Origin of the sequence: Streptomyces sp. NPDC059696, assembly GCF_042733745.1 — a bacterium.
In the GTDB taxonomy this organism is placed as follows: Bacteria; Actinomycetota; Actinomycetes; order Streptomycetales; family Streptomycetaceae; genus Streptomyces.
This window is the reverse complement of record NZ_JBHWFG010000008.1, coordinates 45271-65191: the sequence shown is the minus strand read 5'-3', so window position 1 is coordinate 65191 and position 19921 is coordinate 45271. Positions and strand designations below refer to the sequence as shown.

Below are 19921 nucleotides of genomic sequence, written 5' to 3'. Positions count from 1 at the left end.
AGACGACGCCCGAGGAGGACACTGCTGCGGCGATCAGCGGTGACGCCGCGCCAGTATCCTGGGTCGGCTGCGGCACCCCCACCAACCCCCGTGCGGACGCGGGGAGTTCGGCCTGCGGCGCGACCTTCCCACGCATGAGACGAGGACGAGTGCTGCTAGCGGGCCGCTACCGGCTGGATGTTGAGATCGGGCGCGGTGGAATGGGAGAGGTCTGGCGTGCCTACGACACCATGCTCGCCAGAGCGGTGGCCCTCAAGCTGCTGCTGCCCCAGGACACCGACCCCACGGCGGCCTCCCGGTTCCGTCTGGAGGCGCAGACCGCCGGGCGTCTCAACCACCCCAACGTCGTGGGGGTCCTGGACTTCGGGGAGTACGACAACCGGCTGTACCTGGTCATGGAGCTCGTCGAGGGCGACAGCCTCGCCGGGGTGCTGGCCGGCTCCGGCGCGCTGCCCGCCGAGCGGGTGGCCCGGCTCGCCGCACAGGCGTCCGCGGGGCTCGCCGCCGCGCACGCCCAGGGCATCGTGCACCGGGACGTCAAACCGGCCAACCTGCTGCTGGACACGGCCGGCACGCTGAAGATCGGCGACTTCGGCATCGCGCGGTTCCTCGACGACCCCGGCGCCGCGCTCACCGCCACCGGGCAGATCATCGGCACCGGCCTCTACCTCGCGCCCGAGCGGGCCCTGGGCAAGCCCGCCGGGCCGGCCTCGGACATGTACTCCCTGGGCTGTGTGCTCTACCAGCTCCTCAGCGGACGACCGCCGTTCGAGGCCGACACCGCCGTCGCCCTGCTCCACCAGCATCTCGACTCCGCTCCCGTGCCGCCCCGCGAGCTCGGGGTCGCCGGGCTTCCGCCCGCGTTCGAGAACTACCTCCTCGGTCTGCTCGCCAAGCAGCCCGAGGACCGGCCCACCGCCCAGCAGGCCGCCGAGTGGTTCGCCGGGGGCGCCTGGCAGGGCCTGCCCGAGCCACTGCCCGAGGTCTCCCCGCCGCTGCGGCCCGCCACCACGTCCAGGGCGAAGCCCGCCGGTCCGGGCTCGTACGGCGGCGCCGACACCGGCGCTCCGACCACGTACGCGCTGCCGGCGACCACGGGACACCGCACCGCGGCCCGGGCCGCCCAGGCGGGGCGTTCGGGCCGCACCCGCGGGCGCGGCGGTGCCGGCAACCGGTCGAGGGTGGCCGCGACGGCCGCCGCCGCGGGCCTCTTCCTCGCGGCGATGCTCCTCGGCATGCGCTGGTTCTCGCCCGACACGACCGCGGAGGGCACGGAACCCGACGCGTCCCCGACGGCGAGCAGTCCAGCCGCCGAGGCGTCCGAGGACTCCGCGCCCGGCTCCTCCGAGCAGCAGACCGACCAGCGGGCCGACCCGGCCGTCGGCCCGGGTACGGCCGACACGCCGGACACCGGCACCGTGGCCGATGTCACTCCCTCCGCCTCGCCGTCCTCGTCGGCTCCTGCCGCGCCCGCGCCGAGTGCGGCGGCTCCGACACAGGGGGCAGGCGGCGGGCCGGCGCAGCCGAAGCCGCAGGAGCCGCTCCAGGGCGGGGAAGAGGACGGGAGCGACGACGGCGGGGACGACGGGACCGACGACTGACGCGGCCCGGGCGGCGTGTGACGGGCCGCTGTCGAGCGCGCGTGGATCGGCCGCGGGATGCGCCGGTGTGCGAACGGGCGCCCCCTCACGCGCCCCTTGGGTGGCTTGTCATCGCCCTTACCCCGGCCTTATTGTCACCAGGCCTTGGTGAACGGGAAATCCGGTGTGATGCCGGTGCGGCCCTCGCCACTGTGAATCGGGAAGTCCGGCTCCAGCCCTCAGGGGCAGCCACTGGGTCCTCGTGACCCGGGAAGGCGGAGTCCGGGCGGTGGTACCCGTCAGCCAGGAGACCGGCCAAGGCGCGTCAACCATCCACGAGGTGCTGGAGAGGGTCTGCTGAGCCATGCACATAGCCGAGGGTTTCCTTCCTCCGGCGCACGCGGTCGCCTGGGGCGTCGCGTCGGCGCCGTTCGTCGTCCACGGGGTCCGGTCGCTCACCCGTGAAGTGCGCGAGCATCCCGAGAGCACGCTGCTCCTCGGTGCGTCCGGTGCCTTCACCTTCGTCCTGTCCGCCCTGAAACTGCCGTCCGTCACGGGCAGTTGCTCGCACCCCACCGGCACGGGCCTGGGCGCCATCCTGTTCCGGCCGCCCATCATGGCGGTGCTGGGCACCATCACCCTGCTCTTCCAGGCACTGCTGCTCGCGCACGGCGGCCTCACCACGCTCGGCGCCAACGTCTTCTCCATGGCGATCGTCGGGCCCTGGGCCGGATACGCCGTCTACCGGCTGCTGCGGCGCTCCAACGCACCGCTGATGGTGGCGGTGTTCTTCGCCGCGTTCCTCGCCGACCTGTCCACCTACTGCGTCACCAGCGTGCAGCTGGCGCTCGCGTTCCCCGACCCGGGCAGCGGGTTCCTGGGCGCGCTCGGCAAATTCGGTTCCATCTTCGCCGTCACCCAGATCCCGCTCGCGGTGAGCGAGGGCCTGCTGACCGTGCTCGTGATGCGGCTGCTGGTGCAGTCCAGCAAGGGCGAACTGACCCGGCTGGGCGTGCTCGTCGCCACCCGGCGGGCCCGGACGGAGACCGAGACCGAGGCAGTGGCCCGATGAAGCGGAACACGAAGATCAACCTGCTCCTGCTGCTCGCCGTGGCCGCGCTGGCGGTGCTGCCCCTGGCGCTCGGGCTCGGCGACCACAAGAAGGAGCCGTTCACGGGCGCCGACGCCGAGGCGGAGACGGCGATCACCGAGCTGAAGCCGGACTACGAGCCGTGGTTCTCGCCCTTGTACGAACCGCCCTCCGGCGAGATCGAGTCGGCGCTGTTCGCCCTCCAGGCGGCTCTCGGCGCCGGTGTACTCGCCTACTACTTCGGTCTGCGCCGGGGCCGCAGGCAGGGCGAGCAGCGGGCGCTGGAGCGGGAGTCCGACGACACGCTCGCCGGCACCGCCGGGAAGTCCGCCGCGGAACGGGACTGAGCCCGGGTGCTGCCGATCGACGCGGCGGCGCACGGCAGTCGCTGGCGCCGCCGCCATCCCGTGGACAAGGCCGTGCTCGGACTCGGTCTCACCCTGCTCGCGATCTCGCTGCCGCCCTGGCCGGGCGCGGCCCTGGTGCTCCTGACGGCCCTGGTCGTGCTCCTGGGTCCGGCCGGTGTGCCCGGGCGGCGGCTGTGGCGGGCCTACCGGGTGCCGCTGGGCTTCTGCGTGACGGGCGCCCTCACGCTGCTCGTCCAGGTGGGCGGGCCGGGTGGTTTCGTCGCCTTCGCCGCCGACGGGCCGATCCGGGCCGGGGAGTTGCTGCTGCGCACCTCGGCGGCCTCCCTGGGCGTGCTGCTGTTCGCCTTCACCACGCCCATGTCCGACCTGCTGCCCCGGCTGGTCCGGGCCGGGGTGCCCGCTCCGGTCGTCGACGTCGCGCTCGTGACGTACCGGATGAGCTTCCTGCTGCTGGACTCCGTGCGCCGCATCCGGGAGGCCCAGGCGGCCCGGCTCGGGCACACCGGCCGGGCCGCGGAGTGGCGGTCCCTGGCCGGGCTCGGCGCCACCGCCTTCGTCCGGGCCTTCGACCGGGCCACCCGTCTCCAGGCCGGGCTCGCCGGGCGCGGCTACGACGGCACCCTGCGGGTCCTGGTGCCCGAGGCCCGGGTCTCCGTCCGTTTCACCGCGGCCAGTTGCGCGCTGCTCGCGGCGGTGGCCGTCCTCACCCTCGTACTGGAAAGGCCGCTGACATGAGCGAGCCCGCCCTCGTCGCCCTGCGGGGCGCGTCCTTCGCCTACGAGGACGGCCCGGCCGTGCTCAGCGGCCTCGACTTCGACATCCGCGAGGGCCGCGCGCTCGCGCTGCTCGGCCGCAACGGCAGCGGCAAGACCACGCTGATGCGGCTGCTCTCCGGCGGTCTGAAACCGCACCAGGGGCGGCTGACGGTCGAGGGACGGCCGGTGGCGTACGACCGCAAGGGGCTGACCGGGCTGCGGACGACCGTGCAGCTGGTGGTGCAGGACCCGGACGACCAGTTGTTCGCGGCCTCCGTCGAGCAGGACGTGTCGTTCGGGCCGTTGAACCTCGGCCTGGACGACACGCAGGTCCGGGCGCGCGTGGCGGAGGCGCTGGCCGCCCTGGACATCACGGCCCTGGCCGACCGGCCGACCCATCTGCTCTCCTACGGGCAGCGCAAACGGACCGCCATCGCGGGAGCGGTCGCCATGCGGCCCCGGGTCCTCATCCTCGACGAGCCGACCGCCGGACTCGACCCGGACGGCCAGGAGCGTCTCCTGACCACCCTCGACGGGCTCCGGGCCGCCGGCACCACGGTGGTGATGGCCACCCACGACGTCGACCTCGCCCTGCGCTGGGCCGACGACGCGGCGCTGCTCACCCCGTCCGGTGTCCGCACCGGACCCGCGGCCACGGCCCTGGCCCGGCCGGATCTCCTCCGCGAGGCCGGGCTGCGTCTGCCGTGGGGCGCGGCGGCGGCGCAGCTGCTGCGCTCCCAGGGTCTGCTGCCCGAGACGCACCCGGGCCCGCGGACACCGGAGGAACTCGCCGCCCTCGTGGGAGGGCGGCTGGGGGCGTCCGGGGCGTAGGAGCCGTGCGGGGGCCGGACGGCTGAAGGCTCCCGCCCCCCCGAAAGCCATGCGGCGGCGAGGGGGCTGCGGGTGTCCGGAAGGCAGGAGCACGCGGTGGTGGGCGCGGTCGGCCGAAACGCGCTTGTGCCCCCTCGCGCGGGGTTCTACGTTGCCGGGGTGGATCTCTTCTCCCGTACCTGGACGGCGTTGCGCGCGGCGGTGGCCGGACTGTCCGACGAGGACTTCGGGCGGCCCAGCGGCTGTACGGGATGGCTGGTGCGTGACCTGGTGTGCCACCTGGTCGTCGACGCCCAGGACGTCCTGATCACCCTGGCCACCCCCACGGACCGGGAACCCACCCGTGACGCGCTGACGTACTGGGACGTCTCGGACACCCCGCCGACCGGTGACGACCCGCTCGACGCGCTGACCGTCCGGCTCGCCGCCGCGTACGAGGACCCGGGCCTGCTGAAGTTCCATCTGGACGACGTCGGCTCCGCCGCCGGGCGCGCGGCCCTGCTCGCCGATCCGGCAGGCCGGGTCGGCACCCGCGACGAGGTCCTCACCGTGGGCGAGTACCTCTCCGCGTACGTCATGGAGTGGACGCTGCACCACCTCGACCTGATCGCCCACGTCCCGGGCGCGCGGCAGCCGCCCGCGGAAGGGCTCTCCCGGTCCCGGGCGATGCTGGAGCGGCTCGCGGGCGGCCCGTTCCCCTCCTCCTTCTCCGACACGGACGCACTGCTGATCGGCACCGGCAGGCGTGTGCCGACCGGGGCTGAGCAGACCGAGCTCGGTGACCTGGCCTCCGGGGTGCCGCTGTACCTGGGCTGACTTCGCGGTCGCGAAGCCGTGGTGCGCAGGGGCGCAGTCGATCCGCTCCGACCGGGGTGGGAGCATGACGGCCATGGACATCCGCCGCAGAAACAACGTCAAGGTCATCGGTCCCGTCGACGCGCCGGTGCTGCTCCTGGCGCACGGGTTCGGCTGCGACCAGAACATGTGGCGGCTGGTGGCACCCGCGCTTGCCGAGCGCTACTGCGTGGTGCTGTTCGACTACGTCGGTTCCGGCGGCTCGGAGCTCGCGGCGTGGAGCGAGGAGCGCTACTCCTCGTTGCACGGGTACGCCGGTGACGTCGTCGACGTCTGCGAGGAGCTGGACCTGCGGCAGGCGGTGTTCGTGGGCCACTCGGTGAGTGCCATGGTGGGCGTGCTGGCGGCGCAGGCGGCTCCCGAGCGGATCGGGGCGCTCGTGATGGTGACCCCCTCACCCTGCTACATCGACGACGAGGGCTACCGCGGCGGCTTCAGCACGGAGGACATCGACGAGCTGCTCGCCTCCCTGGAGGCGAACTACCTGGGCTGGTCGTCCGCGATGGCACCGGTGATCATGGGCAATCCGGAGCGCCCGGAGCTGGGCCAGGAGCTCACGAACAGCTTCTGCGCCACCGACCCCGACATCGCCCGGGTCTTCGCCCGCACGACCTTCCTCACCGACAGCCGCGAGGACCTGAAGGGCGTGTCCGTGCCGACCCTCGTACTGGAGTGCGCGCAGGACGCCATCGCGCCCCGCGAGGTCGGGGCCTACGTGCAGGCGGCGATTCCCGCCTCTCGGCTGGTCACCCTCGACGCCACCGGGCACTGCCCGCAGCTCAGCGCGCCGCAGGCCACCACCGCGGCGATCCTCGACTTCCTGGAGTCCCTGAAGTGATGTGTCGTACGGGCGGCGTGCCGGAGCCCACCGGGACGGGGGACGAGGCGAGCACGGCCGCTGCGTTCACCGCGCTGCTGGAGGACAGCGCGGAGGATCTGTACGAGTCGGCTCCGTGCGGCTACCTGTCCACGATGATGGACGGCACGATCGCCAAGATCAACGCCACCCTGCTGGACTGGCTCGGCCTGGACCGCGAGGCCGTCGTGGGGCGCAAGCGCTTCGCCGACCTGCTCACCATCGGCGGGAAGCTCTACCACGAGACGCACTTCGCCCCACTGCTGCGCATGCAGGGCGAGCTGCGGGGCATCGCCCTGGAGATGCGGCGCCGGGAGGGCGGCCCGCTGCCGGTCCTGGTCTCCGCGGTGGTCAAGCACGGGATCGAGGGCGAGCCGCTGCTGATCCGGATCACCGTCTTCGACGCCTCGGACCGCCGCGCCTACGAGAAGGAACTCCTGCGCCGGCGTGAGGACGCCGAGCGGGCCCGCGCCGAGGCGGACGAGGCCCGGCGGCAGGCCGAGGCGGACCGGGCCAGGCTGGCCGACGCCCTCGCCGTCCTGCAGCGCTCCCTGGTGCCGGACTCGCTGCCCGGCGTGCCGGGCCTGGAGACCGCCGTCCTCTATCACACCGCCTCCCCCGACCTGCTGGGCGGCGACTTCTACGACCTGTTCCCCGTAGCCGGCGACCGGTGGGCGTTCTTCCTCGGCGATGTGTGCGGCAAGGGCCCCGAGGCCGCCTCGCTCACGTCGCTGACCCGCTACACCCTGCGCGCCGCGGCCCACCACGACCCGGATCCGGCCTCGGCGCTGAGCACCCTGAACGCCGTGCTGCACGAGCGGTACACCGGGGGCGGCGACCCCCGGTACTGCACCTGCATCTTCGGGATCGTCGAGCCGGGTGGCGAGCACGGGCGGACCGTGGTGCGCCTCGCCTCGGGCGGCCATCCGCCGGCACTCGTCCTGCGGGCGGACGGCCGCGCGGAGTTCCTGCCCACCCCGGGCGGTCTGCTCATCGGTGTCGTCCCCGGTGCGCCGATCGGCACCGCCGAGACCGTCCTGGCCCCCGGCGACACGGTCGTGCTGTACACCGACGGCCTCACCGAGGCCCGTACCGGCCCCGGCCGGGACGACCTGTTCGGCGAGGACGCCCTGCACGCCTTCGCCGCCGATCACGCCCCCGCCACGCCGCGCGGGGTGATCACCGCGCTCACCGGGCTGCTCGAGAGCTTCGGCGACGGTCTCGACGACGACACGGCCCTGCTCGCCCTCGGCGTTCCCGCCGCCCCTTCCCATACAGCCCAGGCAACGAGTCACACCTCATGAACCCGCTCACCATCAGACTGCGCGACACCGCGACCGGACCCGTTCTGCACGTGGGGGGTGATCTGGACTACGACCAGGCCCCCGTCCTGCGCGACCGGCTCGACGGGCTCCCCCTGTCGTCGGGGCAGTGCCTGGTCCTCGACCTGTCGGGCCTGGCGTTCTGCGACTCCTCGGGCATCACCGCTCTGCTCGCCGCCCGCCAGCACGCGCTGGCCGCCGACGCCGACGTCGTCCTGGCCGCCGTACCGGCGAACCTGATGCGCGTCCTCACCCTGGTCGGCCTCGACCAGGTCTTCACGCTGCGCCCGGATTCCAGCGCCGCGTCGTGACCGCCCCTCCGCCCGGTGCGCCGCCGGGAGGCCCGCTGTCACGACCGTCGTCGTGACCACCCGCACCCCGCAGGGCGCCGCGGTCCCGCCCCGGCGTACGGGTACCCGGCCGTCGCGCCTCCTGGCGCTCCCCGCACACCCCCGACCGGCCGGAAAACGCTTGGACTGGGCGGCCGGCGGCGCGGGACACTTCCGGACTCGACCCGAAACCTCACACATCCGTTGCGGCGATGGCCCCTGCCCGCACGCGCGGCGTGGCGGGCGGCCACAGGACGACTCAGGGGTGGGATGGAAACGCCGGAAAAACACAGGGTATTACCGGGCAAACGCTCGGTTCTTCTCGCACTTCGCTACTACGGACGGGAGTTGTCCCGGCTGCGCCGGTGGACGGCGCCCGCGATGCTGCTCTCGGCGCTGGGCAACATCGGAATCAACTACGTCGCGCCGCTGATCGTCGCCAAGCTCGTCGGCGACATCGCGGAGCACAAGGGCGTCACGGCCGGCTCGACGCTGCCGTACGTGCTGGCCTTCGCGGGTGTCCTGCTGGTGGCGGAGGCGCTGTGGCGCATCGCCCTGCACTGCCTCAACCGTCTCGACGCCCTGGGCATCGAGCACCTGTACGTGATCGGCATGGACGAACTGTTCGCCAAGGACGCCGCGTTCTTCCACGACAACTTCGCCGGTTCACTGACCAAGCGGGTCCTCAGCTTCGCCTCGCGTTTCGAGCAGTTCGTCGACACGCTGACGTTCCAGATCGTGGGGAGCTTCGTGCCGCTGACGTTCGGCGCGGTCGTGCTGTGGCGCTACGAACCGCTGCTCGTCGTCGGTCTCCTGGTGATGATCGCGCTCACCGCGGTGCTGGTCGTACCGCTCGTCCGGCGCCGCCAGGCGCTCGTGGACCAGCGTGAGGAGGCCATCGCCCGGGTGTCGGGCCATGTCGCCGACAGTCTGATGAACATGGACACGGTGCGGGCGTTCGCCGCGGAGGGCCGCGAGGCCGCCGAGCACCGCTCACGGGTCGCGACGTCCCGGCGGCTCACTCTGCGCTCGTGGGACTACGGCAACCTGCGGATCGACACACTGGTCGCGCCGATGTCCGTCCTCACCAACGCGATGGGCCTGCTCCTCGCGGTCTCGCTGGGCGGCGGGACGCACGGCGTGGAGGCGATCGTGGTCGCCTTCGCCTACTACAACAACGCGACCCGGATCATGTTCGAGTTCAACCAGATCTACCGCCGGCTGGAGAGCTCGATGACGGAGGCCGCGCAGTTCACCGAGCTGCTGCTGACGCCGCCGACCGTGCTCGACCCGCCGGCCCCGGAGCCGCTGCGGTCACGGGCCGCCGACGTCCGCTTCGAGAAGGTGACCTTCGCCCACCGGGGCGGCCGTCCCCTGTTCGAGGGACTCGACCTGGCCGTGCCGAGCGGGACGAAGATCGGCCTGGTGGGCCGGTCCGGCGGCGGGAAGACCTCGCTCACCCGGCTGCTGCTGCGGATGACCGACATCGACGGGGGCCGGATCCTGGTGGGCGGCCAGGACATCAGCCGGGTGCGGCAGGCCGAACTGCGCGGGCGGATCGCGTACGTCCCGCAGGACCCGGCGATGTTCCACCGCAGTCTGCGGGACAACATCGCCTTCGCCCGGCCGGACGCCACCGACGCCGAGATCCTCCGGGCAGCCGAGGCGGCCCACGTCACCGAGTTCGCCGACGCGTTGCCGGACGGCTTCGACACGATGGTGGGCGAGCGGGGCGTCAAACTGTCCGGCGGGCAGCGCCAGCGGGTCGCCCTGGCCCGGGCCATCCTGCGCGACGCGCCGATCCTGCTGCTCGACGAGGCCACCAGCGCCCTGGACTCGGAGAGCGAACTGCTGGTCCAGGAGGCCCTGTGGCGGCTCATGGACGGGCGGACCGCCCTGGTGGTGGCGCACCGGCTGAGCACGGTCGCCGGCATGGACCAGCTCGTGGTCCTCGACCGCGGCCGGATCGTCGAGCAGGGCACGCACCAGGAACTGCTCGCGTACGACGGTGCCTACGCGAAGCTGTGGCAGCACCAGTCGGGCGGCTTCCTCGACGACACACCGGGACGGGCCGAGGTGCTGTAGCGCCGGCTCGTCACCTCTGCTCGCGGGCCGACGCCCGGGCCGCCAGAGCCTCCAGCAGGAGATCCACCGCCTGTGCGAAGGAGCTGTCCGCCATGGCGGGCAGCTCCGGGCGCACCGCGGTCAGGGACGGGTAGGTCGCAGGGTCGAGGCCCTGGTAGACGTCGCGGGTAGACGTCGCGCCACGACCGCCGGTCGGCCTCGCCCCGGCCTTCTTCCCGGAGCAGCGCCTCGACTGGGCACCGCGCTCGCCGCGTACACCGCGGGCAGCGCCCATGTGAACCACCTGGACGACGTCAGCGGCAGCATCATGGTGGGCAAGGCGGCCGATCTGGTCGTCCTGGACCGCGACCCGTTCGCCGGTCCGCCCGAGGAGATCGCCGCGACCCGGGTCCTGGAGACGTTCGTCGAGGGCAGGCGGGTGCACAGCGCCGGCTGAGGCGTGGTGCAATGCTCCGGGGAACACGCGTACGGAGGGGGCTGAGGCGCGGTGGGGTCGTCGGGGGGCGGGGCCATGCGGTCCGTGATGTGGGTGCTGATCGCCCTCGTGCTGCTCGGTGTGGGCGCGGCCTCGGCCTCCCAGGTCCGCGGGGCGCTGGAGCGGGAGCGGGCGTACCGTGCCGCGCCGGTCTGCGCCGCCGTGCCCGTCACGGCGTCGGGGTGCGTGTGGCAGCAGGAGTTCACCGTGCGGAGCGCCGCGCTGCACCGCGGCGAGCGGGGCGCGTCCCCGGAGGCGGAGCTGGTGCTGCCGTCCGGCAAGCGGTGGGAGGTGACGTTCCCGCGCACCGAGCCCGTGCTGTCCGAGATGCAGCCGGACGAGAAGGTCGTCGGGGTGATCTGGCACGGGCGGGTCGTCGAGGTGCGGGACGCCGAGGGGCGGCGGCAGCAGACGTCCGACGGGCCGGTGGGATGGCCGCAGGACCGTCTGGGTGGTGCGCTGGCCTGCGCATCGTTCGGTCTGGCGGCCCTGGTGGGCGGTGTGTGGCCACTGCTCGCGCGGGGCGAGCCGCGTCATGTGGCGGCGGCGAAGATGGTGCGGTGGCACGGCATCGGTCTGGGCGGCACGGCGATCCTGACGCTGTGGGCGCAGGCGGCCAACGACTGGCCGCTGTGGGCCGTTCCCGCGATCTGGGGGCCGCTCGCGCTGCTGATCCTGGCGTCCATGACGGCCTTCGCGCTGGGCGCGCTGCGCGGCGAGCTGGACGTCGCTCCCGCCCGGCAGGATCCGCAGCCCGCAGGCCCCGTGGGTGCCTGAGGGTCAGCTCTGCCGGGCGTGCACGGGACTGTGGGCGACGTCGTCCGGACACGGGCGGTGCGGCTCCCGCGAGCGCCGGTCGCGCCGCCAGTCGTAGGCCGCGAGGGCCAGGGAGGCCGCCATGCCGACGATCCCGGCGGCCATCGCGAGGAAGAGGGCTCCCCGGTAGTCGTCGCTCTTGCTGCCGAGCACCAGGTAGTAGAGGCCGGGCAGGGCGGCGGTGCCCACCGCGGCGCCCAGGCGCTGACCCGTCTGCAGGGCGCCGCCCGCCGCTCCCGCCATGTGCACGGGCACGTCGCGCAGCGTCATGGTGATGTTGGGCGAGATCACGCACCCGCCGCCCAGACCGCCCAGGAACATGACCGGGGCGGCGATCCAGGGGGCGATGCCCAGGGGCGCGAAGCGCAGCAGCAGCGCGGTGCCGCCCAGTCCGACGATCACGCCCGTGAGTCCGCCGACGGTGAGCAGGCGGCCGAGCCGGTCCACCAGCCGCCCGGACAGGGCGGCCGCGCAGGCGGAGCCGAGGGCGAAGGGTGTCACGGCGAGACCGGACTCGAGCGGGGAGAAGCCGAGTCCGTGCTGGTAGAAGAGGGCGAAGACCAGCCAGACGCCGCTGAAGCCGATGAAGTAGAGCGTGCCGACGCCGGCGCCGATGGCGTAGCCGCGGACGGTGGTGAACAGCCGCGGGTCGAGCAGCGGCTGGGTGCCCCGGTCCACGAGGCGGCGCTGCCAGAGGATGAAGGCGAAGAGGAGTCCGGCCCCGACCGGGAACAGCCACCACAGCCGGGCCAGTCCGCCGGTCTCGGCCTGGACCAGCGGATACATGAGGGCGAGGACGCCGAGGCCGAGCAGCGCCACGCCGGGCAGGTCGAGGTGTTCCCGGCCGGAGCGCGGGGTGCGGGGCAGCAGGCGCCGGCCGAGGAGGACCGCCAGGATGCCGATGGGCACGTTGACGTAGAAGATCCACCGCCAGCCCTGGGCCCCGTCGGCCAGGGCGAGGATCAGGCCGCCGGTCAGGGGGCCGACGGCGGAGGAGATGCCGACGGTGGCGCCGAAGAAGCCGAAGGCGCGGCCGCGCTCGCCGCCCCGGAACATCTGCTGGATGAGCGCCGAGTTCTGCGGTGCCATGAAGCCGGCCGCCAGGCCTTGGGCGAGCCGGGCCACCACCAGCAGGGTGATGTTCGGGGCCGCGCCGCAGGCGGCGCTGAAGAGCACGAAACCGCTGAGGGCGACGAGGAAGATGCGCCGCCGGTCCAGGGCGTCGCCGAGGCGGCCGGCGGTGACGAGGGCGAGGCCGAAGGAGAGGGCGTAGCCGGACACCACCCACTGCACCTCGGCGGCGGAGGCGTGCAGCTGCTGCTGGACGGTGGGCAGGGCGACGGCCACGATCGAGACGTCCAGCAGGCTCATGAAGCCGGCCACCAGGGTGACCCAGAGGGCCCGCCAGCGGTTCGGGTCGGGCTCGTACCCGTCCTGCTGCCCGCCCTGGTTCCGGCCGCCCGCCGCCGACGCTGTCACTTGGGCTCCTCTCACCAGGCACGCACCCGGCGAATCAAGTTCCCCCGCCGGGGTCCGGGCACACACCCGTCTCAGCAGATCCTCCCGGACGGACCGGTGGACCGCCTCTCGCCCTGAACACCGACGTCTCACGTTCCGTGATCATGCGGTCGCCGCGCGAAGGGGGCAGTTTGAGCGCGCGAGATCTGTGCAGGCGTGGTCTTCGGGAATGCGAACGGCGAAAGGAACCACGTGATGGCGGAGCCCGACAACGACGAGTCGGTGGATCCCGCGGCGGTGAGACGACACCGGGTGCTGTTCCGGGCGATCGAGAAGCGGCGCAACCCGAAGCTGCGCCGCAGCGACATCACGGTGACCGACGAGGCAGCGGTCAAACGGGCCACCAAGGCCGCCGCCCTCGGCAACGCGATGGAGTGGTACGACTTCGGCATCTACAGCTATCTGGCGTCGACCATCGGACGGGTCTTCTTCCCGTCCGGCAGCGACACCGCCCAGCTGCTCGGCTCCTTCGCGACCTTCGCGGTGGCCTTCCTGGTGCGTCCGCTCGGCGGCATGGTCTTCGGGCCGCTCGGGGACAAGGTGGGGCGCAAGCGCATCCTCTCCCTCACCATGATCCTGATGGCGGTGGGGACCTTCGCCATCGGCCTGGTCCCCTCGCACGCGGTGATCGGGCTGTGGGCACCGGCCCTGCTGATCTTCTTCCGGCTGGTGCAGGGCTTCTCGACCGGTGGTGAGTACGGGGGTGCCTCGACGTTCATCGCGGAGTACGCGCCCGACAAGCGGCGCGGCTTCTTCGGCAGCTTCCTGGAGCTCGGCACGCTCGCCGGCTATGTCGGGGCCTCCGGCCTCGTCGTCGTCCTGCAGATGCTCCTCAGCGAGGACCAGATGCTGTCGTGGGGCTGGCGCGTGCCGTTCCTGGTCGCGGCGCCGCTCGGCCTCATCGGCCTCTACCTGCGGCTCAAGCTGGACGAGACGCCCGCCTTCCAGAAGCTGGAGGGCGGGCAGGCCAAGGCGAGCGAGGCGGCCGACGCCGTGGAGACCTCGGCGGCCGCCGACCTCGGCAAGATCTTCACCCGGTACTGGCGGCCGCTGCTGCTGTGCCTCGCGCTGGTCGCGGCGTACAACATCACCGACTACATGCTGCTGTCGTACATGCCGACGTACCTGTCCGACGAGCTGGGCTACGGCACCAACCACGGGCTGCTGATCCTGCTCGTCGTGATGGTGCTGCAGATGTGCGTGATCAACCGGGTCGGGTGGCTCTCCGACCGCTTCGGGCGCAAGCCGCTGCTGATGGCGGGGATGCTCGGCTTCCTGTTCCTGTCCGTGCCGTCGTTCCTGCTCATCCGGCAGGGCAGCGTCGTCCTCATCACCCTGGGGCTGCTGCTGATGGGGCTCTCGCTGGTGGCGATGCTCGGCACCATGTCGGCGGCGCTCCCGGCGATCTTCCCCACGCAGGTGCGCTACGGCTCGCTCTCGGTGGCCTACAACCTGGCGACCTCCATCTTCGGCGGTACGACACCGCTGGTGATCACCGCGCTGATCAGTGCCTTCGACTCGACGCTGATGCCCGCGTACTACGCCACGGGCGCGGCGGTCGTCGGTGTCATCGCCGTGCTGTGCATGCGCGAGACCGCCAACAAGCCCCTGGCCGGCTCCCCGCCGTCCGTGGAGACACAGGCCGAGGCGGAGGAACTCGTCCAGGCGCAGACCCCTCAGCCCAGGTTCTGACCGGCCGGTGGAAGGCCCCGCCCGTGCGGGCGGGGCCTTTCGCGATTGGGCCGGGGCCGCGGGGGAACACGGTGCGGGCTACGACCCCGAGGTGAGGCCGGTAAGGCGATGACCGAGTACGAACGTTCCCGCACGATGCCCGCCCAGCCCGAGCATGTCTTCGACCAGGCCGCCCATGTCGGCCGGCTGGACAGCTGGCTGCCGGAGGCCCTGCACGTGGAGGCCGGGGAACTGCCGGCCGTCACCGTGCACGAGGACCGCACCGACGAGGACACCTCCGCCCTGCTGCGTGCCCGGCCGGAGCAGATGCGGCTCGAGTGGGGCACCCGCGACCAGGGCGCCTACGCGGGCTGGCTCCAGGTCGCCGGGCTCGACGGCGGAGTCAGTGAGGTGACCGTGCACCTGTCGTTCTTCGAGCAGGGCCACGACCCGGGCGAGCAGGCCGTCGCCGACGCGCTGGACACCAGCCTGCGGCGGCTGGAGGAACAGGTGCGGCTGCGCGTCGAGCACCCGGCCGGCTGACCCGCCGTGGCGCGCGAGAAGCGGTACGCCGTCGCGGCGTCCGGGCAGTGGACCGACGAGGAGGAGGGGCGGCGCCGACTGCCCTCCGGTGAGGTGCACGCCTGGGAGCCGGGCCGCAACGAGACGGTCTGCGGCCTGTCCCTCAGCCGCTCCCGGCTGGTGCGCTTCCCGCACGTCGGCTGGCCGGACACGTTTCCGGAGTCCGGTGGCGCGGCGGACCGGGTACGGCGCCAGTGCCCACGCTGCGCCTCGGTGGCGGGACGCCGGGGCTTCGACGCCCGCCCTCGGTGGCACCGCACCCGTCCCCGCCCGTGAGGGCCGCAGGGCACACCGGGACGGGAGCCCCGGGTCCGCCCGACGCGCGGGCGGGCCGTCACGTCCGCTGAGGGGTGCCGGTCGCCGCCGCCGGACCGCGGTCCTGCCCGTCGCACAGGGCGGCGGCGCCGCACGCGCCCGCCCGGGGGCGGATCGGAACACCGTTGGTGCGCAGCACTTCGCGGACGTCGAGGATCAGGGAGAAGACCTCGCGGTTGAGGTCCTGCCCCTGCTCGTCCCAGGCCCGCTGCTCGGCCTCGACGGCCATCCGGTCCTCGGCGAACACCCGTTCCGTGAAGCGCCTGATGAGGGGCCAGGCCAGCCGTAGTACACCGGGGACCCGCGGTTTCTCGATCATGAGCAGGCCGAACGTGTGACAGCGGCGCTGCTCGGCGTCCTCGGGGACGTAGGCCACCCAGAGGCGGAAGGCCGGCCGCTCGGCGTTCTCCGGGACCAGGTCGAGGGTCTGGTACGGGTACTCGGTGCGGATCGTCATGACATCGCGGGAGTCGCTGCCGCCGAGGCCCTCGGAGGCCAGCAGACTGGCCCCGCGGTTCCGTTTGCCCCCGGTGTGGCTGAACAGGTACCTGGCCTCCACCGACCGTCCGTCGGTGCGGGAGTCGAGCAGTTCGGGGTGGAGTCTGCCGACCACGCCCCGGTGCAGGAACTGGTGGTTCATGTCGAGCAGGTTCTCGTGCATGAACGAGTAGTGGCAGTGCACGGTCCGCGAGTAGGTCATCGTTCTGTAGCGCGGGGAGCCGAACGCCGGCAGGTCGGGCAGCGGGGTGGCGGTGGCCTTGTCCGGGTCGCCGGGGAACACGAACACCAGGCCGTAGGCCTCGCGCACCGGGTAGCCGCGCACGCCGCGCGGCGGCCGGCCGTCGCCTTTGGACAGGTACGGGATCTGCGAGATGCGGCCGTCTCCGCGGTAGGCCCACGCGTGGTAGCAGCAGCGGAGTGTCTCACCCTCCACGACGCCCATGCTGAGCGGCACCTGACGGTGGGCGCACCGGTCCTCCAGCGCGTACACGCAGCCGCGCTCCCCTCGGTAGAGCGCGATGCGCTCCCCGGCGAACGTGGCCGCGAACGCCCGCTTGGTCCGCACGTCCTTCGACAGGGCGACCGGATACCAGTGATCCGGGTTCGCCCCGACGCGCCGGAGGTCGACCAGGCCCGTCCTCGGGTCACGGTGTTCCGCGGGCCAGTCGGCCCCGGAAGAGAAGGCCCCGGCCTCGTCCGTCTCGGTCATACCTCTCCCTCGCGCGTACGGGCAGCGACAGCCGCGCGTCCCACCAGGCAGCACGGAGCTGCCGGTGCGTCACCCGGCACCGCCCATCCTCACCGCGCCGCACCGCCCACGCCCTGCCCGGCACGTACGGACGGGTGAGCCGGGCGGGTCCCCCAGCGGTCGATCGCGGGCAGAGCGGCCAGGCCCCGGGTCCCCTAGCGGTCGATCGCGGGCAGAGCGGCCAGGCCCGTGTCGCGCATGATGCGGTCGACTGTCTCGCGCAGGGTGCTGTCGGCATCGATGACGGTTTCCACGCCGCCGGGCAGCAGGTCCCGTTCCCGGTACCACTCACGCAGCTGCGACGCTCCGACCTCGTGCGCGATCGGCTTCGTGGCATGGCGGACGAGCGTCTGCTCGAACGGCACGTGCAGGTAGTAGGCGTGGGTCGGGCCGCGGTGGTCGGCGCCGAGCCGGGTGAGCATCTCGCCGTAGTGGTCGGCGTACAAAATCCCCTCGACGACGACGTGGTACCCGGCGTCGAGCGCGTAGCGGGCCGTCAGGTCGATCAGACCGATGTTCGCCGCACCGGGCCGGTCGCGCTCCCGCAGCACGTCGCGGCGCAGGTTGTCCTGCCCGACGAGCGCCAGCCCCCGCCCGAACCTCTCCCGGAGCCCGGCCGCGACCGACGACTTCCCCGATCCGCTGTTGCCCCGCAGCACGACAAGCCGGGTGTGTTCGGTGCCCACCTTCACCTTGGCCTCCTGCCAGGGGTGTCCTACGCGGGGCGTGAGGGCGTCCGGAACCGGACCGGCGGTCGGGAACGCCGGTCCACGGGCTCCGCCTCAGGGCCGCAGCAGTCCGCCGACCCACCAGTCGTGCGGTGCGCCGTCGTTGGCGATGCCGCGGCTGCGCAGCGTCCCTTCGACGGTGAAGCCCAGTCGCTCGGCGACGGCACGCGAGCCGGTGTTGCCGGTCATGGCCCACCACTCGATGCGGTGGACGTCGAGGGTGGCCCACCCCCAGTCGCACAGCGCCCGCGCCGCCTCGACCGAATAGCCCCGGCCGCGCTGCTCCTTGACCGCCCAGTAGCCGAGCTCGTAGACGCCCTCGCTCACCTTGGTCAGGCAGGAGGAGCCGACGAGCGCGGCGGTGTCCTTGCGGAACGCTCCGAGGACGTAGTCCTTGTCGAGGGCCCAGCCCGCGGGCCACTCCTCGTGGACCCGCTTCTCGGCGTCCGCCCGCCCGAAGGGCACGGGCACCGGCGTGTAGAACTGGATGTCCTCGTCCTGGCAGGCGTCGTACACCGCGTCCACGTCGCCCGGCCCGAAGGCCCTCAACACCAGACGCCCGGTCTCAAGTGTCACTGGTTCCACCGCGTCAGTATGTGCGTCACCCCGGGTCCCACGACAGCGAATATCGCCGTGCGTGAGCCCCCGCAGCGGACGAGCAAGGGACGCCGGCGTGCACCCCGCTCAGGTCAGCCGGTGGGGACGCGCACGGCCAGGACGGCGACGTCGTCGTCGTTGCCTTCGGGGCGGACGCGGCGCAGGAGCTGGTCGGTGAACGAGGCGAGGGGCCGGTGGGCCAGGGCGGCGGCGTGCTGGCGCAGCCGTTCCAGCCCCTCGTCGAGGGTGCGGCGGGGCGCTTCGATGAGGCCGTCCGTGTAGAGCACCAGGGTGGACCCGGGCGGGAGCTGCGCGGTGGCGTCCGGACGCCGGGTGCCGGTCTGGGTGCCCAGCAGGATGCCGTGGCCGTCGGTGAGGTAGCGGGCCAGGCCGTCGCGGCTGATCAGCAGCGGCGGAGGATGGCCGGCGTTGGTCCAGGACAACTGCCAGTGGCCTTCCTCGGCCGGTTCGACCCGGGCGAAGATCGTCGTGGCCATGGCGACGTCGGTGATGTGCTGGATCGCCTCGTCGAGCCGCTCCACGATCCGGCTGGGCGGCTCGTGCTGGGACCAGGCGTAGGCCCGGAGCATGTTGCGGACCTGCGCCATGCCGGCCGCCGCCTCCAGGTCGTGTCCGACGACGTCGCCGATGGCGAGGGCGGTGGAGGCGTCGGCCAGGGGGAAGGCGTCGTACCAGTCCCCGCCGACCTGGGAGGCGTCGGGCGCGGGCAGGTAGCGGACGGCCATCTCCAGGCCGGAGAGGCTCGGCATCTGCGGCAGCAGGTGGTTCTGCATGGTCTCGGCGACCTTGCGCTGACGCTGGTAGAGGCGGGCGTTGTCCAGGGCGAGACCGGCCCGGCGTGCGATGTCCTCGATGAGGGGGAGGTCCGCGGGCGTGAAGGGCGCCGGGTTGTCGCCACGGCCCAGGGTCAGCGCTCCCAGGACGTCGCGGGTGCTGCGGATGGGCGCGATGGCCGCGGAGTGCATCCCCGTGACGTCGAACAGGTGGCGCTGCTCGACCGCGATGCCGGAGTCCGGCGCGCCCTGGTAGGTCTGCGGGCCGGCCAGGTTGGAGGCGACCCCGCGCAGGGCTCTGGACAGGGGCATCGGGGATTCCTCGGGGATCGGCGGCATCGGCCCCTGGAGATCCTCGCGGTGCGTGAGCGTCTCGCCGTCGGCGTGGACCACGACGGTGCGCCACACCTCGTCGCGCTCGGTGATCAGGTCGACGACCACCCAGTCCGCCAGGCGCGGCACCACCAGCCTCACCAGCCGCCGCAGCGCCTCGTCGACGTCGAGGGTGGAGGTCAGCTGGGTGGTCGTCTCGGCCAGGAGCGCGAGGCGTGCCAGGTCCGACAGCGGCTGGGCCCCGGGCTCCGGTTGCGGCTCGGCCACGCGGGACGTCTCGGGGGTGTGGAAGACGACGAGAGTGCCGCTGCGGCGGTCACCGAGGTCGTACGGCGTGATCAGCCAGGAGACGCGCAGTACGGTGCCGTCGGCGTGGGCGAAGTAGTCCTCGTCGTCCTGGGCGGTGCGCCCGGCGTGGAAAGCCTGCCGCATGGCGCACTGGGTGCGCGGCAGGGGCTGCCCCTGCGGGCCGCGGTGCAGCAGGTCGTGCGCGTCGTGTCCGAGCAGCTCGGCGGCGGGACGGCCGAGGATCTGCTCGGCGTGGGCGTTCACGGCGATGATGCAGCCCTGCTCGTCCACGAGGTAGGCGCCGGCACCGATGGCGTCCAGTGGTACGGCCGGCGCCACGGACGCTGTCGGCACGGACGGCCCGTGAAAGGTCTCCGTGTCCTGCGGCCCCGCCATCGCGGCCTCCCTGCTCATCTGGCCGGCGTCCCGCTGTCCGGCGTGTCCTGCTTGCTCGCCCTCCCCGTATTCCCCTGCGGAACCGGAA

The 19921-nt window shown here is 72.9% G+C and carries 21 protein-coding genes and 1 riboswitch; of the genes, 15 read left to right on the top strand and 6 right to left on the bottom strand.

Going from position 1 to position 19921, the window contains the following annotated elements; all coding sequences use genetic code 11:
• Positions 1-149 precede the first annotated feature (149 nt).
• The 10 genes from ACFV20_RS10975 (at position 150) to ACFV20_RS10930 (ending at position 10071) form a co-directional block, all read left to right on the top strand.
• Positions 150-1601, top strand: coding sequence for a protein kinase (locus tag ACFV20_RS10975; RefSeq protein ID WP_385655306.1), 1452 nt, complete (start codon positions 150-152; stop codon positions 1599-1601).
• Positions 1602-1729: 128 nt separating this feature from the next.
• Positions 1730-1915: riboswitch (cobalamin riboswitch) on the top strand.
• 29 nt (positions 1916-1944) lie between these two features.
• Positions 1945-2652: an energy-coupling factor ABC transporter permease gene (locus ACFV20_RS10970; RefSeq protein WP_385655013.1), complete on the top strand. Its 708-nt coding sequence runs from the start codon at positions 1945-1947 to the stop codon at positions 2650-2652.
• On the top strand, positions 2649-3017 hold the full coding sequence (locus ACFV20_RS10965; protein WP_385655011.1) for an energy-coupling factor ABC transporter substrate-binding protein: 369 nt from the start codon (positions 2649-2651) through the stop codon (positions 3015-3017). Before ACFV20_RS10970 ends, ACFV20_RS10965 begins: the two co-directional genes overlap by 4 nt.
• A 6-nt stretch (positions 3018-3023) precedes the next feature.
• Positions 3024-3773, top strand: a complete 750-nt coding sequence (gene cbiQ, locus ACFV20_RS10960; RefSeq protein ID WP_385655009.1) for a cobalt ECF transporter T component CbiQ — start codon at positions 3024-3026, stop codon at positions 3771-3773.
• On the top strand, positions 3770-4624 hold the full coding sequence (locus ACFV20_RS10955; RefSeq protein WP_385655008.1) for an energy-coupling factor ABC transporter ATP-binding protein: 855 nt from the start codon (positions 3770-3772) through the stop codon (positions 4622-4624). The genes cbiQ and ACFV20_RS10955 overlap by 4 nt, the downstream gene beginning before the upstream one ends.
• Positions 4625-4783: 159 nt before the next feature.
• Positions 4784-5440 (top strand): maleylpyruvate isomerase N-terminal domain-containing protein, encoded by a 657-nt coding sequence (locus ACFV20_RS10950; RefSeq protein ID WP_385655006.1) that lies wholly within the window; start codon positions 4784-4786, stop codon positions 5438-5440.
• Between the two features lie 73 nt (positions 5441-5513).
• Positions 5514-6317 carry an alpha/beta fold hydrolase gene (locus ACFV20_RS10945; RefSeq protein WP_385655304.1) on the top strand — a complete coding sequence of 268 codons (804 nt, stop codon included), beginning with the start codon at positions 5514-5516 and terminating at the stop codon, positions 6315-6317.
• Complete coding sequence (locus ACFV20_RS10940) at positions 6317-7639, top strand: PP2C family protein-serine/threonine phosphatase (protein ID WP_385655005.1); 1323 nt, start codon at positions 6317-6319, stop codon at positions 7637-7639. The genes ACFV20_RS10945 and ACFV20_RS10940 overlap by 1 nt, the downstream gene beginning before the upstream one ends.
• Positions 7636-7968, top strand: coding sequence for an STAS domain-containing protein (locus tag ACFV20_RS10935; RefSeq protein WP_385655003.1), 333 nt, complete (start codon positions 7636-7638; stop codon positions 7966-7968). Before ACFV20_RS10940 ends, ACFV20_RS10935 begins: the two co-directional genes overlap by 4 nt.
• 288 nt (positions 7969-8256) lie before the next feature.
• Positions 8257-10071, top strand: coding sequence for an ABC transporter ATP-binding protein (locus ACFV20_RS10930; RefSeq protein WP_385655001.1), 1815 nt, complete (start codon positions 8257-8259; stop codon positions 10069-10071).
• A gap of 10 nt (positions 10072-10081) precedes the next feature.
• Here ACFV20_RS10930 and ACFV20_RS10925 read toward each other — a convergent pair whose 3' ends face one another.
• Complete coding sequence (locus ACFV20_RS10925) at positions 10082-10345, bottom strand: hypothetical protein (protein ID WP_385654999.1); 264 nt, start codon at positions 10343-10345, stop codon at positions 10082-10084.
• Between ACFV20_RS10925 and ACFV20_RS10920 the strand changes: the two genes are divergently transcribed.
• The gene (locus ACFV20_RS10920) at positions 10346-10507 is read left to right on the top strand and encodes an amidohydrolase family protein (RefSeq protein ID WP_385654997.1); all 162 of its coding nucleotides are present in this window, start codon (positions 10346-10348) and stop codon (positions 10505-10507) included. It abuts the gene before it with no gap.
• A 75-nt stretch (positions 10508-10582) separates the two neighbouring features.
• Entirely contained in the window at positions 10583-11323 is a 741-nt protein-coding gene (locus ACFV20_RS10915) for a hypothetical protein (protein WP_385654995.1), read from the top strand.
• Positions 11324-11326: 3 nt separating this feature from the next.
• Here ACFV20_RS10915 and ACFV20_RS10910 read toward each other — a convergent pair whose 3' ends face one another.
• Positions 11327-12841, bottom strand: coding sequence for an MFS transporter (locus ACFV20_RS10910; RefSeq protein WP_385654993.1), 1515 nt, complete (start codon positions 12839-12841; stop codon positions 11327-11329).
• A gap of 234 nt (positions 12842-13075) precedes the next feature.
• Here ACFV20_RS10910 and proP point away from each other — a divergent pair, with 234 nt between their 5' ends.
• From proP to ACFV20_RS10895, 3 genes are all read left to right on the top strand, one after another.
• Positions 13076-14572 (top strand): glycine betaine/L-proline transporter ProP, encoded by a 1497-nt coding sequence (proP, locus tag ACFV20_RS10905; protein WP_385654991.1) that lies wholly within the window; start codon positions 13076-13078, stop codon positions 14570-14572.
• A gap of 108 nt (positions 14573-14680) precedes the next feature.
• Entirely contained in the window at positions 14681-15094 is a 414-nt protein-coding gene (locus tag ACFV20_RS10900) for an SRPBCC family protein (protein ID WP_385654990.1), read from the top strand.
• A gap of 6 nt (positions 15095-15100) precedes the next feature.
• On the top strand, positions 15101-15409 hold the full coding sequence (locus ACFV20_RS10895; protein ID WP_385654988.1) for a hypothetical protein: 309 nt from the start codon (positions 15101-15103) through the stop codon (positions 15407-15409).
• 58 nt (positions 15410-15467) lie between these two features.
• Here the strand turns inward: ACFV20_RS10895 and ACFV20_RS10890 are convergent, their stop codons facing one another.
• From ACFV20_RS10890 to ACFV20_RS10875, 4 genes are all read right to left on the bottom strand, one after another.
• Complete coding sequence (locus ACFV20_RS10890; protein WP_385654986.1) at positions 15468-16658, bottom strand: Rieske 2Fe-2S domain-containing protein; 1191 nt, start codon at positions 16656-16658, stop codon at positions 15468-15470.
• A 194-nt stretch (positions 16659-16852) separates the two neighbouring features.
• Positions 16853-17389 (bottom strand): AAA family ATPase, encoded by a 537-nt coding sequence (locus ACFV20_RS10885; RefSeq protein WP_385654984.1) that lies wholly within the window; start codon positions 17387-17389, stop codon positions 16853-16855.
• 90 nt (positions 17390-17479) lie between these two features.
• Positions 17480-18010 (bottom strand): GNAT family N-acetyltransferase, encoded by a 531-nt coding sequence (locus ACFV20_RS10880; protein ID WP_385654982.1) that lies wholly within the window; start codon positions 18008-18010, stop codon positions 17480-17482.
• A 104-nt stretch (positions 18011-18114) separates the two neighbouring features.
• A complete protein-coding gene (locus ACFV20_RS10875; RefSeq protein WP_385655302.1) occupies positions 18115-19833 on the bottom strand; it encodes a SpoIIE family protein phosphatase in 1719 nt (572 codons plus the stop codon).
• Between the last annotated feature and the right edge of the window lie 88 nt (positions 19834-19921).

Bases quoted from the DNA above. Each gene is read 5' to 3' on its own strand.
- ACFV20_RS10945 (WP_385655304.1), top strand. From the start codon at position 5,514: ATGGACATCCGCCGCAGAAACAACGTCAAGGTCATCGGTCCCGTCGAC.
- ACFV20_RS10900 (WP_385654990.1), top strand. From the start codon at position 14,681: ATGACCGAGTACGAACGTTCCCGCACGATGCCCGCCCAGCCCGAGCAT.
- ACFV20_RS10965 (WP_385655011.1), top strand. From the start codon at position 2,649: ATGAAGCGGAACACGAAGATCAACCTGCTCCTGCTGCTCGCCGTGGCC.
- ACFV20_RS10890 (WP_385654986.1), bottom strand. From the start codon at position 16,658: ATGACCGAGACGGACGAGGCCGGGGCCTTCTCTTCCGGGGCCGACTGG.
- proP (WP_385654991.1), top strand. From the start codon at position 13,076: ATGGCGGAGCCCGACAACGACGAGTCGGTGGATCCCGCGGCGGTGAGA.
- ACFV20_RS10875 (WP_385655302.1), bottom strand. From the start codon at position 19,833: ATGGCGGGGCCGCAGGACACGGAGACCTTTCACGGGCCGTCCGTGCCG.
- ACFV20_RS10925 (WP_385654999.1), bottom strand. From the start codon at position 10,345: ATGGGCGCTGCCCGCGGTGTACGCGGCGAGCGCGGTGCCCAGTCGAGG.
- ACFV20_RS10970 (WP_385655013.1), top strand. From the start codon at position 1,945: ATGCACATAGCCGAGGGTTTCCTTCCTCCGGCGCACGCGGTCGCCTGG.
- ACFV20_RS10930 (WP_385655001.1), top strand. From the start codon at position 8,257: ATGGAAACGCCGGAAAAACACAGGGTATTACCGGGCAAACGCTCGGTT.
- ACFV20_RS10915 (WP_385654995.1), top strand. From the start codon at position 10,583: ATGCGGTCCGTGATGTGGGTGCTGATCGCCCTCGTGCTGCTCGGTGTG.
- ACFV20_RS10935 (WP_385655003.1), top strand. From the start codon at position 7,636: ATGAACCCGCTCACCATCAGACTGCGCGACACCGCGACCGGACCCGTT.
- ACFV20_RS10940 (WP_385655005.1), top strand. From the start codon at position 6,317: ATGTGTCGTACGGGCGGCGTGCCGGAGCCCACCGGGACGGGGGACGAG.
- ACFV20_RS10955 (WP_385655008.1), top strand. From the start codon at position 3,770: ATGAGCGAGCCCGCCCTCGTCGCCCTGCGGGGCGCGTCCTTCGCCTAC.